The 13,567-nt window shown below is 44.8% G+C and carries 13 protein-coding genes; 11 read left to right on the forward strand and 2 right to left on the reverse strand.

Annotation, left to right across the window (positions count from 1 at the left end):
• The first annotated feature begins 129 nt into the window (after positions 1 to 129).
• A complete protein-coding gene (locus V1L65_RS11470; RefSeq protein ID WP_331699283.1) occupies positions 130 to 1,650 on the forward strand; it encodes a PAS domain-containing sensor histidine kinase in 1,521 nt (506 codons plus the stop codon).
• A 592-nt stretch (positions 1,651 to 2,242) separates the two neighbouring features.
• Here the strand turns inward: V1L65_RS11470 and V1L65_RS11475 are convergent.
• Positions 2,243 to 3,556 (reverse strand): hemolysin family protein, encoded by a 1,314-nt coding sequence (locus V1L65_RS11475; RefSeq protein WP_331699284.1) that lies wholly within the window; start codon positions 3,554 to 3,556, stop codon positions 2,243 to 2,245.
• A gap of 259 nt (positions 3,557 to 3,815) precedes the next feature.
• Here V1L65_RS11475 and V1L65_RS11480 point away from each other — a divergent pair, with 259 nt between their 5' ends.
• The 5 genes from V1L65_RS11480 to thiI all read left to right on the forward strand — a co-directional run bounded on the left by V1L65_RS11480 (position 3,816) and on the right by thiI (position 8,829).
• Complete coding sequence (locus tag V1L65_RS11480) at positions 3,816 to 4,733, forward strand: prenyltransferase (protein WP_331699285.1); 918 nt, start codon at positions 3,816 to 3,818, stop codon at positions 4,731 to 4,733.
• Between the two features lie 60 nt (positions 4,734 to 4,793).
• The gene (locus V1L65_RS11485) at positions 4,794 to 5,522 is read left to right on the forward strand and encodes a DUF6081 family protein (protein WP_331699286.1); all 729 of its coding nucleotides are present in this window, start codon (positions 4,794 to 4,796) and stop codon (positions 5,520 to 5,522) included.
• Between the two features lie 88 nt (positions 5,523 to 5,610).
• Positions 5,611 to 6,327: a lytic transglycosylase domain-containing protein gene (locus V1L65_RS11490; protein ID WP_331699335.1), complete on the forward strand. Its 717-nt coding sequence runs from the start codon at positions 5,611 to 5,613 to the stop codon at positions 6,325 to 6,327.
• Positions 6,328 to 6,459: 132 nt separating this feature from the next.
• On the forward strand, positions 6,460 to 7,608 hold the full coding sequence (locus V1L65_RS11495) for a cysteine desulfurase family protein (RefSeq protein ID WP_331699336.1): 1,149 nt from the start codon (positions 6,460 to 6,462) through the stop codon (positions 7,606 to 7,608).
• The gene (gene thiI, locus V1L65_RS11500) at positions 7,609 to 8,829 is read left to right on the forward strand and encodes a tRNA uracil 4-sulfurtransferase ThiI (RefSeq protein WP_331699287.1); all 1,221 of its coding nucleotides are present in this window, start codon (positions 7,609 to 7,611) and stop codon (positions 8,827 to 8,829) included.
• A 16-nt stretch (positions 8,830 to 8,845) separates the two neighbouring features.
• Here thiI and V1L65_RS11505 read toward each other — a convergent pair whose 3' ends face one another.
• Positions 8,846 to 9,538: a TerC family protein gene (locus V1L65_RS11505; protein WP_331699288.1), complete on the reverse strand. Its 693-nt coding sequence runs from the start codon at positions 9,536 to 9,538 to the stop codon at positions 8,846 to 8,848.
• 152 nt (positions 9,539 to 9,690) lie between these two features.
• Between V1L65_RS11505 and V1L65_RS11510 the strand changes: the two genes are divergently transcribed.
• The 5 genes from V1L65_RS11510 to V1L65_RS11530 all read left to right on the forward strand — a co-directional run bounded on the left by V1L65_RS11510 (position 9,691) and on the right by V1L65_RS11530 (position 13,564).
• Positions 9,691 to 10,344 carry a TerC family protein gene (locus tag V1L65_RS11510; RefSeq protein WP_331699289.1) on the forward strand — a complete coding sequence of 218 codons (654 nt, stop codon included), beginning with the start codon at positions 9,691 to 9,693 and terminating at the stop codon, positions 10,342 to 10,344.
• Positions 10,345 to 10,509: 165 nt separating this feature from the next.
• Complete coding sequence (locus V1L65_RS11515) at positions 10,510 to 10,992, forward strand: hypothetical protein (RefSeq protein ID WP_331699290.1); 483 nt, start codon at positions 10,510 to 10,512, stop codon at positions 10,990 to 10,992.
• Between the two features lie 52 nt (positions 10,993 to 11,044).
• Entirely contained in the window at positions 11,045 to 12,886 is a 1,842-nt protein-coding gene (gene typA / locus V1L65_RS11520) for a translational GTPase TypA (protein ID WP_331699291.1), read from the forward strand.
• A gap of 88 nt (positions 12,887 to 12,974) precedes the next feature.
• A complete protein-coding gene (locus V1L65_RS11525) occupies positions 12,975 to 13,289 on the forward strand; it encodes a YlaH-like family protein (protein WP_331699292.1) in 315 nt (104 codons plus the stop codon).
• Positions 13,286 to 13,564 (forward strand): hypothetical protein, encoded by a 279-nt coding sequence (locus tag V1L65_RS11530; protein WP_331699293.1) that lies wholly within the window; start codon positions 13,286 to 13,288, stop codon positions 13,562 to 13,564. Before V1L65_RS11525 ends, V1L65_RS11530 begins: the two co-directional genes overlap by 4 nt.
• Positions 13,565 to 13,567 lie beyond the last annotated feature (3 nt).

Consider the following 13,567-nt stretch of genomic DNA (forward strand, 5'->3'; position numbering starts at 1 on the left):
TTTTCAAAGTTTAAATTTTCTAAAAATTCAGCCGCTAGCTCGTTTGCAGGCATAAACTATTTCTTGACAGCCCTATAACTGCCAGTGAAAATAGACTTAATGTAGTATAAAAAGGGGACTGCCGACAACATGTTTACTAACTCGATCGATATGAAGCACGCACTGTCTGCATTCGAGCAAATATTTATCGTTTCCATGACAGATGCAAACGGCATTATAACTTTTGTAAATGATAATTTTTGCGAGGTGTCAAAATATAATCCGAGCGAGCTTTTGGGTCAACCGCATAAATTGCTTAACTCAAACTTTCACCCGCCAGCAATGTTCAAGCAAATGTGGGAAACGATCCGCGAAGGCGAGCATTGGCAAGGCGATATTAAAAACCGGGCCAAGGACGGTACAGAATATTGGCTGGATCTGAAGATTGTTCCGTTCGCGGATCAGGGGGGAGCTATCTATCAATACCTTGCCATCGGCTCAGATATTACGAAGCGCAAGCAGCATGAAAGCCAGCTGGACCAGACGGTAGAAAATTTGCGCGATATCGAGAATGCGCTTGATGAATCGTCGATCGTCGCCATAACCGATGAAAAAGGTGTTATTACATATGTAAACACTAAATTTTGCGAAATATCGAAATATAATCGGGAAGAGCTGATCGGCAAAACGCATCGAGTCATCAATTCACGCCATCATTCCAAACACTTTTTCAAAAATATGTGGGATACGATAAAGCAAGGTAAGGTCTGGAAGGGTGAGGTGAAAAATCGCGCCAAGGATGGCAGTGAGTATTGGATGAATACGACGATTGTCCCGTACTTGAATGAGGATGGTTCGCCGCATCATTTTATATCGATTCGGACTGACATAACGGATCGTGTTAAAGCTGAGTCCGAACTTGCGAAAAGGACAGAGCAGTTGGCCACCGCGCATGACGAAGCGATACGAGCCAATTTGGTGAAGAGCCAATTTTTAGCTAATATGAGCCACGAGCTGCGTACTCCGCTTAATGCCATAATCGGCTATAGCGAGATGCTCAAGGAAGAAGCAGATGAAATAGGGGAAACCGTTTTTTCTGATGATTTGGGAAAAATCAGCTCCGCAGGCAACCATTTGCTTGCGCTTATTAATGATATTCTAGATATATCCAAAATTGAAGCGGGCAAAATGGAGCTGTTTGTTGAGCCGTGCTCGCTGCAGGAAATTGTGCAGGACGTGCTTACAACGATCCGGCCGTTAGTATCGGCCAAAGGCAATCATTTAACAACGAATATTGATCTGACCGGCTTTATAACGGTAGACAGCATGAAGCTAAGGCAGATTTTGATTAATTTGCTAAGCAATGCTAACAAGTTTACGGATGCGGGCGGCGACATTGCCTTTACGGTGTATAGGGAAACAAGAGGGAATCAGCCTGGATATACGTTTCTTGTTGAGGATACCGGAATCGGCATGACCGTGGAGCATTTGGGCAAGCTGTTTGAGCCTTTTACACAAGCAGATGCCTCCATGACAAGAAAGTATGGAGGGACTGGATTGGGGCTTGCCATTAGCCAGCGCTTCAGCCAGCTTATGGGCGGCATTATTACTGTAAAAAGCTCCCTTCAAAAAGGGACCGCTTTTTATTGCTGGATTCCTGACATGCTCTGAAAAAAACAATTGGGTATGAAATATCATACAGAACGGGTGGGTGCACCTTAAACTACTTTTAGTTGGCACATTTCGCGATATAAAGAATGGATCGACTTGGTCACACGTTCCGTTATTTGCCTTAAAACCGCTATTTTTTTAATTTCGCGGTCACACATTCCGCTATTCGTCTTCAAACGGGGCTTTCTCTGCGGTTTATGGGTCAATAACGGATCGTCTGTCCACTTGCTACCTTAAAACTACGAATTTGGGCATAATAACGGAACGACTGACCGGCTAGAAGCTATCGAATCATGGACTCGGCAACTGCGACGGAAGAGGATGGTACTGGGCGGATCGGATGGCACTGGAGTGGGATCAAATGGTAAATGGAACGGAAGTGGATGGCATTTACAAAGTCCAAAGGGGTTCCACAACTATTCTGATTAGGCAGATAGTCACTTAAACAAGGATAAACGGCTCCGCCGTCCTTTGGACTAGGCGCGTTACCGATGAAATATAAGAACAGCTATAAGGTTACAAAAACTTATACTTTCTTAAATTTTTAATAAAAAACCGTACCGCCACTTATACAGAGGGGTACGGTTTTATTTTATGCAATTTCGCCTTCCAGCTCAGGAGGGGAAATCTGCATTTCAACTTTGCGGATTCGGTTTTTGCTCGTTTCGCGAATAATGAACTTGAGGTGATGGAACTGCATCTCCTTGCCAGGCTTAGGCTCGGTAATTTTGCTGTACAGCCAGCCGCCGATCGTATCTACATCCTCATCCTCAAAGCCAAGTCCAGTAAGCTCAGTCAACTCATCCAGCAGCACTTTTCCGTCTAATAAATAACAATTTTCAGCGAGCAATTCGATTTCGCGCCTTTCGTCGGCATCGAATTCGTCGCGAATTTCGCCTACAATTTCTTCTAAAATATCTTCGATTGTTATAAGTCCAGAGGTGCCGCCATATTCGTCAACCAAAATCGCAATATGGACACGCTCCTGCTGCATCCTTTTGAGGAGCATTTTGACCGGAGTAACCTCCGAAACGGTTAAAACCGGATGGATCAATTTTTTGAAATCCAATTCCTTATTGGAATCATACTCAAGAAATAACTGCTTCGTGTTCAGCATCCCTACAATGTTGTCTTTGCTTTCAAGCGCTACTGGAAATCTGGTATATTGCTCCTTGCGGATAATCTCCAAATTTTCTTTCAGTGTATTGTTGGTGTACAAACAGATCATATCTGTACGCGGCACCATAATTTCTTTGGCTAACAGCTCATCAAAAGCGAAGATGCGGCTTACGTAACCGTATTCTGTGTTGTTGATTTTGCCGCTTTGATAGCTTTCATTCAAAATAATTTGTATCTCTTCCTCGGAATGCGCTTCCTCATGCTCTTTGGCAGGCTTTAGCCCGAAGAAACGAACGAGCGCGTTAGCTGACCCGTTAAGCGCCCAAATAAATGGAAACATCAGCTTGTAGAAAAATATTAATGGCTTGGCCGTATGCAAGCTAATAAACTCTGCTTTTTGGATCGCCCAGGTTTTAGGTGCTAGCTCACCTACAACAACGTGCAGAAAGGTTGTAAATACGAAGGCGATGGTGACAGATAGAACCCCGCTAAGCTTGCTGTTGAGCTCAAGATTGGCGAACACAGGGGTTAACAATTTATTAACCGTCGGCTCTCCAAGAAAACCTAGCCCAAGTGCCGTAATTGTAATACCGAGCTGACAAGCTGACAAGTAAGCGTCCATGTTGCTCGTTACTTTTTGAACGGCTAGCGCATTTTTGCGTCCCTCTAATACCATCTGGTCGATTCGGCTTGTACGAAGCTTGACGATTGCAAACTCTGTCGCAACGAAAAACGCAGTCAGTATAATTAGAAGAGTGAACATAAAAATATTAAGTCCTATACCCATTATCGATTCTCACTACCCTTTTCCCATAAATTTAAAGTATATATTGATAACTATAACGAAATTGTCGCCTGTATGACAACTCTCAAAAGGACCTTCAACGGGCTTAAATTGGTCAAATTAGGTCTAAATGTTCGACTATCATCAGTATTCTCATCGATTATCGAGTCTTTACAAGTCGATTTCACGAGCTTAAGATGATCTTATGACGATTTTTATTATATTTATAATGCTTACAGTAACAGAAAGGCAGTGACTTCATATGTTTAAACAGTTTCTGCGCGCCTCAAGATTTAAAGTTATTCCTGTCATGTTAATTCCCGTCATTCTTGGCGCGCTTGGAGCGTGGGCCTGGAAGGGGCAATTTAATATTGTTTTATTTATTATTACGCTGCTTGGCGCGAGCGCAGCCCATTTATTTTCCAATATGGTCAATGATTTATGGGATTATAAAAATGGCACGGATTCCAAAGCAAAGGAAAGTGTCGATGCTATATCGACCAACTCCGGATTTTTAACTAACGGCACATGGAGCATACAGCGTTTTAAAGCAGTTACTTGGCTGCTGCTTGCCGTCGCTGCAGCTTGCGGCATTATTCTTAGCTTTACCAGCGGTTTTTGGGCGTTTGTGTTTGGCCTTCTGGGGGGCTTGATCGCTTATTTTTATGTAGCGCCTCCGATAAGATTCGGCTATCGAGGGAAAGGCTATAGCGAGATTGCCATCTTGCTGTCCTTTGGCGTACTGCCTGTTGCCGGCGCTTATTATGTGCAAACCTCAACGCTTGATTTGGATGCTTTTTTGCTGTCGCTTCCCATCGGCTTGCTTACAACGCTAATTTTGTTCAACCATCACTTTTTACACTGGCAGGCGGACAAGCAGGCAGGCAAAAAAACACTTGTTGTCGTTTGGGGCGAGCAGCGTGCGCTTTCGTTCTCTAAGCTTTTGCTGGCGCTGGCCTACTTGGCTTTAATCGTTTGTGTACTATACGGTACACTGCCACCTTACAGCTTAATTGGACTTGTAACTGCTATTCCTTTATATATGGTTTACGGCAGATTGGGCAACGGTAATGAAGCGAAAGCCTATATTCCGCTTATGGGCGCCTCGCTGCAAGCGGCGATTCGATGCGGTGCCATAATGATAGTGGCGCTTATTGTACAAGCTTTAATTATTCATTAAAATAATATTATTCATTACAAGATAATAGAGGATCTAGATCAGTCAGGAGAGTGGACATAAATGGAAAAGCAATGGGTACTAGGAGATTTTGATACGATTCTTGAGGAAGGAAAAGTATGGAAGATGGGCGGATTTCAGCTTCCAGACGGATCTTTTTGGGAATATCGGGAGCCAGAAGCCGTTGTTATTGTACGCAATGGCATATTATATGTAAGAGCTTTGTTAAGCCGCGCCAATGATCAAATTCAAATTTTGGACAATGCCAAGCATATGTATTATTCGGCAGAGCCTGTAATCGTGCCGGAAGCAGGAGAAATAAGCTTTGAGCTGCAAATGAGAGCAAGAACGCGGGGAACGGCGCCTAACGATTTGTATGACGGATACGTATCCTTGAATTTGCTTGATTTTACAACTGGCGCGGCACTTGATTTCTTTGCCGGCAATGACAAGTACGCAAGTGTATATGCAATACTGCCATTCCCAGGTGTAGAAGTGCCAAATACAGGCAAGACCAAGTATTTTTGCATCTTCAAAGAGGATACGAACTATAAAAAGCATGAATTCAACACGTACAAAATTACGTACAGCAAAGAACGCAACGAGATTGTCTTTTACCTGAACGGCGAAGAGATTCGCCGGGAGCGCGACGTTCCGGTCCAGTTCAATCAGTTCACCGTTGCTCTGGGCATTATGACAGAGAAGGATCTCTCTCCGGAGGGAAGCACATCGGTTCATGGGCAAACGGTTATAGGCGAATGGTCGCCAATTAAAATAGAAATTTCAGAATAGCGACTAGATGTTTCACCCTAAAACAAGTACAATAGTATCATTAATTGTCGAATGGATAAGCACTTGAGGGGAGATATAAGATTTGAGCATGGACATCGGCATGGATCCGCGCATCATGAAATCATTGCTGCTGCAATACATGACGCCAAGCGTCAATTTTTTATCTGCTTCCAATCAGCAAGGGCAGGACAGCGGCACTGGCATAGCCTCATTGTTTCAAATGATGCTGGGCAGCGAGATGTCTCAGCAGCCTTCTGTTTGGAATAACAGCACTAGCAGCATAATGAATCGTTATTCTGAAGCAAGCCCCGGCTTGAACGGAATGAGCGGCTTAAGCAGCTATAATCCTTTGTGGACGCATTTGAATCAGTTAGGCATATCAGACAGGACACCTCGCGAAGAAACGAAGTATGATTCGATTATCGAACAGGCTGCACTTAAGTATAATATAGACTCTGATCTTATTCACGCTGTGATTCAGGTGGAATCCGGCTATAATGCCGCTATTGTTTCCCACGCCGGGGCCAAGGGGCTGATGCAGCTCATGGATGGAACGGCAAGAGGACTTGGCGTAGCCGATTCTTTTGATCCTGTTCAGAATATAGAGGGCGGAACGAGATATTTGGCGATGCTGCTTCGCAAATATGATGGACAGGCGCCTCTTGCGCTTGCTGCCTACAACGCAGGGCCTGGCCGGGTAGACCGGCTTGGCATCCGTACAGAAGAGCAGCTGCAGGAGCGGCTTCAGCTGCTGCCGCAGGAAACACAGCGCTACATTTCTAAAGTAATGAATGCTTGGCAATAAGCTTGCTTGACAATCATTGTTGTGTTCCGCAGCAGATGGCGGTTTACAACAATGATTTTTTTCGATTTCTGGACAGCTTGCAAATCTCCGGAAACTGTTCATTCATTATTTTTACAACAAGGCGGTGACATTATGCTTTACTTTGATCATTCAGCTTCTACGCCACCCTATGATGAGGTCATACAAACCTTGTATGAGGTGATGAAGAAGCATTATGCCAATCCATCCTCCATGCATAAGCTTGGCGTAGAAGCAAACCAGCTTATTGAGCGGTCGCGCGCTTTGATAGCCAAGCTATTCGGTACGTCTGGCGGCAAATGGCTGTTTACTTCAGGCGGCACAGAATCGAATAATATTGCGCTAAAAGGTGCGGCTTATCATTATCGCAATCGAGGGAATCATATTATAACGACGTCGATAGAGCATCCTTCTGTGTTCGAAACTGTCCGCAGGCTCGAGCAGGAGGGGTTTGAAGTAACTTATTTGCCTGTTAGCGCTGGAGGGCATATTACCGCTGACCAAGTGCAGGAGGCGATTACAGAGCGAACGATTCTCGTTAGTGTTATGCATGTGAATAACGAGGTCGGAGCTGTGCAGCCAATTGAGCAAATTGGACAGCTGCTGCGACAATATCCGAAAATTTTATTTCATGTTGATGCGGTGCAAAGTATAGGCAAGCTGGATATTTGGCCAGAAGAATATGGCATTGATTTGCTAAGCGGATCAGCGCATAAGCTGAGGGGTCCAAAAGGAGTGGGCCTGCTCTATGTCCGCTGCGGCGTACAGCTGGCGCCGCTTAGAACCGGCGGTTCACAGGAGGAAGGTCTGGCGGCAGGAACGGAAAATGTGCCGGCGATTGTAGCCACAGCCAAAGCGGTAAGGTTGACAATGGAGTCAAGAAAAGAGAATGCCAGCTTATACCGGAAACTTAGCAGCAGGCTGCGTGACGGCATTGCTGAAATACCAGAACTTAAGCTTAATGGCGAACAGCCGCTTGCGCCGCATATTGTGCATTTTTCATATCCCGGCATGAGGCCTGAGGTTATGATTCATATGCTGGAGCAGCATCAGATTATGGCATCGACTAAATCTGCCTGCTCTTCCAAGGAAGAAAAGCCGAGCCGTATTTTGCTTGCGATGGGCGCCGAAGCAGGTGCTGCTGCCAGCGGCGTTAGAATCAGCTTTGGCGATGAGCATACAGAAGCGGATGTAGATACGCTGCTCAGCGCGCTGCGGCTTACTGTATCGAATTTGTCCCATTTGGAGAGGAGCAACAGGTAAATGCAATATGATCAAATCGTGCTTCGTTATGGCGATCTTACGATGAAAGGCCGTAATCGCAATATTTTTGAACGAAAAATGCTGAGTCAGGTCAAGCATAAGCTTCGTTCTTATGAAAATTTGACATACTGGCACACGTTTGGCAGGCTCTACGTTATTTTGAATGGCACTGAGCACGAGCCGGTTATAGCCAGATTGAAGGACATCTTCGGATTAGTATCACTCAGTCCGGTTATTAGTTGCAAACCGGATTTGGCGGAGATTGAAGCAACAGCACTTCAACTGATGCATGCCCAGCCGAATCCGCCGCGTACGTTTAAAGTAAGTGTTAAGCGCGCCTGGAAGAAGTTTCCGCATGATTCTCAGGAAATGTGCCATTTGATAGGCGCTCCTGTTTTACGCTCGTTCCCGGAGCTTAGCGTTGATGTGAAAAAACCGGAGCTGGAGCTGCGCATCGATATTCAACAAGAGGCGGCTTATATTTTTTGTGAGGTAATTCCGACTGCTGGCGGCTTTCCATTCGGCTCCAATGGCAAAGCAATGCTGCTGCTTTCCGGTGGGATCGACAGCCCGGTGGCTGGATATATGGCGCTGCGCAAGGGGCTTGAGATAGAGGCTGTACATTTTCACAGCTATCCCTATACTAGCCAGCAGGCTAAAGATAAAGTCATTGAGCTGGCAAAGCGATTGTCCTATTACAGTGGAGCACCTTTGAAGCTGCACATGGTTTCCTTTACTGAAATTCAAACAACGCTGGCGCAGTCCAAGCAAAATCACTTGCTGATTACGTTAATGAGAAGGGCAATGCTCAGAATTACAGAGCGTCTAGCGCTCAAGCACGGCGCCAAAGGCATCGTGACAGGTGAAAGCCTTGGCCAGGTAGCAAGCCAAACGTTATCGAGCATGAATGTGATTGGCAGAGCGGCAAGCCTGCCGCTGATCAAGCCGCTGATTATGATGGACAAGCAGGAAATAATCGATATTGCTGAAAAAATAGGAACGTATGAAACATCGATTTTGCCTTACGAGGATTGCTGCACTTTATTCATTCCAAAAGCACCTAGCACAAACCCAAATTTGCGAGTTGTAGAGGGGCAAGAAGCAGCGATTGCCAATTTGGAGGAAATGCTTGAGCAAGCGATCGAAACGACTGAGGTGCTGCTGCTTTCACCGGATTCGGTAACAGCTGCTGAAGCGGCGGGCGAGGACAATTGGTTTTAATCAAAAAAACAGGCTCCTAGGTGGAAGCCTGTTTTTTTGCTGCCCGCTTGCTAGTGCGGGTATTTGTCCAATAACCGAGGCTAATAACAATAATAATCATAATAGCAATGAATACCCAATAATAAAGTTTATTGCTGAAAAAGTCAGTAAACACTTTTTCGTGTGTAATCATTTTTGCGGCTGTAAAAGCAAGGACGGCAGAGCCTAAATACACGATCCATTCGAAACGATTGATCAGCTTGATAAACAAGGTGCTGCCCCATACTACGATCGGAACACTAATAATGAGACCAATAACAACTAGCAGCAGATGGCCGTTCGCCGCGCCTGCTACGGCAAGCACGTTATCAATGCCCATGGCTGCATCGGCAATGATAATTGTTTTGATCGATTGCATAAGCGTATTGCCCGCCTTGATATCGTCGTGTGTATCTTCCTTCACAACAAGTTTGTAAGCAATCCAAAGCAGCAATAATCCGCCTGCTAAATTCAGCCATGGAACAGCTAATAATTTAACAAAAAGAAGTGTTGCTATTATTCTAATGCCTACAGCTCCGGCAGTTCCCCAGATAACAGCTTTTTTCTGCTGCTCCGCGGGAAGATTTCTAGCTGCTAGCCCGATGACGATTGCATTGTCCCCGGCCAGTATTAAATCGATAAATATGATAGTCAGCAAAGCAGTGAAAAATTCGGCCGAGAAAAAATCCACTTAGATTTAACCCCCTTTCATTATTTCTACATAATGAAGAATACAACAAAATGGAAGCTTCGGGAAGATACAGATGGTGCTATTAGAAAAATTTTGTCGTCAGACATAATGATTCATGCTTGTACATACGTCTTAGTATGGGAGGGAATAACGTGGATCATGCAATCATATTTCTAGAAATAATGCTCATTAATTTATTGCTCAGCGGAGATAATGCTATCGTTATTGCAATGGCCAGCCAGGGATTGCCCAAGCAGCAGCGAAAGCAAGCTCTGTTTTGGGGGACGGGCGCAGCGATTGCGCTGCGCTGTATTTTAGCGGTTGCCGCCATACAAATGCTCAAAATTCCATATTTGCAGGCTGCAGGCGCCATATTTTTAATCGTTATCGCTGTTAAACTGCTTGCTGATTCCGGTCATGAAGTGAATGTGAAGGGCGGGGGCAAAACGCTTCGCCAAGCAGTAGCGACAATCGTTATGGCAGATGTTGTCATGAGCCTTGATAATGTAATTGCAATAGCTGCAATTGCAGGCGGTGATATAATCTTGATTTTTTTGGGTATTATTTTAAGCATTCCGATTATATTATGGGGCAGCAGCCTGTTTACAACTTTGCTGCATAAATTTCCTGCTCTGGCCTACATTGGGGCAGGGATGCTTGCTTACACAGCAGGAGATATGCTTATAAAGGACAAGGCTATTGTTCAAATTGCATTTTTTGCCGAAAAAACGCTGCAGGAGCTCATTCCGCTGCTTTGTGTGCCGCTCGTTTTCGTCATTGCAATTATGAGAAAAAAGTTAATTTAAGAAAAAAATGTGAACAAATTAGCCGCCTTCCTGCAATCTCTGCGGCTTTTTTTTGTGATTCTCTGTTCGCTGCACTGGTATTTTTGTCTCAGTTCCTATAAACTAATAGAGATAAAAACTGTCGTCTTTCGTCAAATGCGACTGACGCTGTAAGGAGCGGAGCTAATGCCAAAAAACAAATATTCCGCTGGTATCATTTTGCTGATTGTCGGAGTAATTATTTTACTTGGTAAAGCAGGAGTTTTTGGCTTTCTTGGTGCAATTTTCTGGCCATTGCTCGTGTTGATTCCCGGTATACTAATTCATGTACTGTATTTCGGCAGATTAGTGCCAGCATATATGCTAGTACCTGGTGGAGTGCTTGTAGTCTATTCATTGCTGTTTATTTTGTGCAACATATTCGGTTGGGATAGCCTGAAGTTTTTATGGCCTTTGTTTATATTTGGCGTTGCGGCTGGCTTGTACGAGTATTATTTGTTCGGCTCGTCAGTTCCAAAGATTGTTTTTACAGCAGCGATCGCACTTACTGCAGCTTCAGCATTGTTTTTCGTAATTGCTTTAATGTGGAGCTGGGGCATTTATGTAATTGCTGCCGCACTTATTGGAGCAGGCGCCTGGCTGACAATCAGCAGCCGTAAACGATGGTAATTGATCACAATAATTTTCAAGACTTATAAAGATGGAGTGTGGATTAACTTTTATGCAAGAAAGAGAAAATATTCGTAATATCGCAATTATTGCCCACGTAGACCATGGCAAGACAACTCTTGTGGACCAGCTGCTTAAGCAGTCAGGAACATTCCGGGAGCACGAGGTTATCCAAGAAAGAGCAATGGATTCCAATGATCTGGAGCGTGAGCGCGGTATTACTATTTTGGCAAAAAATACAGCCATCACGTATAAAGACTATTTGATTAATATCGTTGATACACCTGGTCACGCTGACTTTGGCGGCGAGGTGGAACGAATTATGAAAATGGTTGATGGCGTATTGCTTGTTGTAGACGCTTTTGAAGGCTGTATGCCGCAAACGAAGGTCGTGCTGCGCAAAGCGCTGGAGCATAATCTAACTCCGATTGTCGTCGTCAACAAAATTGACCGTCCAAATGCAAGGCCTTCTGAAGTAATCGATGAGGTGCTTGATTTGTTCATCGAGCTTGAAGCCAGCGACAGTCAGCTTGAATTCCCTGTTGTTTATGCATCTGCATTGATGGGAACTTCAAGCCTCGATCCAGATCAGCAGGATGAAAATATGATGACGCTGTACGATACCATTACCGAGCATATTCCGGCTCCGCAGGAAAAAGTCGACGAGCCGCTGCAGTTTTTGGTTACGCTGCTCGACTATAATGAGTATGTTGGAAGAATTGCCATCGGCCGTGTCAACCGCGGAATTATCCGCCAAGGGCAAGCTGTAGCGGTAATGATGCGAGAAGGCGGCATTAAGCAAGCCCGTATCGAGAAGCTGTACGGTTTCCAAGGGTTGAAGCGTATTGAGATTCAGGAAGCAGGAGCAGGCGATATCGTTGCTATTGCCGGCATTCGCGAGATCAATATCGGGGAGACGATTGCTGACCCTAATCAGCCTGAAGCTCTGCCTGTACTGACAATTGACGAGCCGACTTTGCAAATGACGTTCCTCGTTAATAACAGCCCGTTTGCCGGACGTGAAGGCAAGTGGGTGACTTCAAGAAAGCTGCGCGAGCGTCTGCTTAAAGAATTGGAAACGGATGTTGCATTGCGTGTCGACGAAACAGACAGCCCGGATGCGTTTATCGTGTCTGGCCGCGGAGAGCTTCATTTGACCGTTCTTATAGAAAATATGCGCCGTGAAGGCTTTGAGCTGCAAGTATCCAAGCCGGAGGTTATTATTAAAGTAGTCGATGGCGTGAAGCAGGAGCCGTATGAGCGTTTGCTTATTGATGTGCCTGAAGAAAGCATGGGAGCTGTAATGGAAAGCCTGGGATCAAGAAAGGCTGAAATGCTTAATATGGTCAATCATGGCAATGGACAGGTTCGTCTTGAATTTACGATACCAGCCCGCGGACTTATCGGTTACCGCACGTCCTTCTTGACGCTCACAAGAGGCTATGGCATTATGAACCACGTTTTTGACAGTTACGGTCCGCTTGCCGGCTCGTCAGTAGGCGGCCGCCATCAAGGTGTGCTCGTTGCCAGCGAGAACGGCGTATCGACCTTCTACGGCATGCTGAGCGTTGAGGATCGCGGTACGATGTTCCTTGAGCCAGGAGCCGAAATTTACGAAGGCATGATCGTAGGCGAGCATAACCGCGATAGCGATATTATCGTTAATATTTGCAAGGAAAAGCATCTAAGCAACGTACGATCAACTGGAAAAGACGATACAGTCAAGCTGAAGACACCGCGGATTTTCACTCTTGAGCAAGCTTTGGAATATTTGAATGACGATGAATACTGCGAGGTAACTCCCAAATCGATTCGTCTTCGCAAAAAAATTCTAGTAAAAAGCGAACGCGAAAGAGCAGAAAAGCATCGCAAAATGGCAGAGTCCGGCGTTTAACGCCGGACTGTTCCATAATGTTCTAGTGACGGCAAAGCCGTTTATCCTTGATTGCGTGTCTTAACATAAAAGTGGAGGTTATGTAAATATGCAAGCATGGCTGAGTGAGCATATGCTTATATCTTATATTTTAATTGTTGCCTTTACTATTTTTATTTTCAATTCGGTTTTCCGGCCGCAGCAAAAATTGCCGATTCTTAAGGAAATATTAGTCTATGTTTTGATTTTGATAGGATCGTTTATATTAACTATATTGCAGATAGATAAGCTTCCGATTATTCAATGTATGGCTATTGCCGTCGCTATGATGCTTATGCTGCGCGGCAGACAAATGTATGACAAGTGGAAAGGCAATTCTGCGAAAAAGAGCGGCCTGGAGCAGCCAAGGCAGGATCAGCAATGAAGCTGGAGGAGGCTCTATTCAATTGGTTGCAAATTAAAGTTGTCGCCATGGCGAGGCCTCATGATGGGGCAGCGGAACAAACGCTGCAGTTTTTTGAACAAATTTTACAAGAGGATTTCAGTATCAGTCATTTCAGTGTAAATGATTCAGGCGATAATATGTATTTAGTTCAATATGAGCTTGATGGCACAGTTCATCATAAACAGTTTCGACAAGAGCTCGCTGGACAGCTATTGGCTGATATCAATGCGAATCCTAAATACAATGAAGCTTGAAGG

Source organism: Paenibacillus sp. IITD108 (assembly GCF_036541265.1).
Taxonomy (GTDB): domain Bacteria; phylum Bacillota; class Bacilli; order Paenibacillales; family Paenibacillaceae; genus Pristimantibacillus.

Coding starts and splice junctions, on each gene's coding strand:
- V1L65_RS11480 (WP_331699285.1), top strand. CDS start 3,816: ATGTTTAAACAGTTTCTGCGCGCCTCAAGATTTAAAGTTATTCCTGTC.
- V1L65_RS11470 (WP_331699283.1), top strand. CDS start 130: ATGTTTACTAACTCGATCGATATGAAGCACGCACTGTCTGCATTCGAG.
- V1L65_RS11530 (WP_331699293.1), top strand. CDS start 13,286: ATGAAGCTGGAGGAGGCTCTATTCAATTGGTTGCAAATTAAAGTTGTC.
- V1L65_RS11490 (WP_331699335.1), top strand. CDS start 5,611: ATGGACATCGGCATGGATCCGCGCATCATGAAATCATTGCTGCTGCAA.
- V1L65_RS11475 (WP_331699284.1), bottom strand. CDS start 3,556: ATGGGTATAGGACTTAATATTTTTATGTTCACTCTTCTAATTATACTG.
- V1L65_RS11495 (WP_331699336.1), top strand. CDS start 6,460: ATGCTTTACTTTGATCATTCAGCTTCTACGCCACCCTATGATGAGGTC.
- V1L65_RS11525 (WP_331699292.1), top strand. CDS start 12,975: ATGCAAGCATGGCTGAGTGAGCATATGCTTATATCTTATATTTTAATT.
- V1L65_RS11515 (WP_331699290.1), top strand. CDS start 10,510: ATGCCAAAAAACAAATATTCCGCTGGTATCATTTTGCTGATTGTCGGA.
- V1L65_RS11485 (WP_331699286.1), top strand. CDS start 4,794: ATGGAAAAGCAATGGGTACTAGGAGATTTTGATACGATTCTTGAGGAA.
- typA (WP_331699291.1), top strand. CDS start 11,045: ATGCAAGAAAGAGAAAATATTCGTAATATCGCAATTATTGCCCACGTA.
- thiI (WP_331699287.1), top strand. CDS start 7,609: ATGCAATATGATCAAATCGTGCTTCGTTATGGCGATCTTACGATGAAA.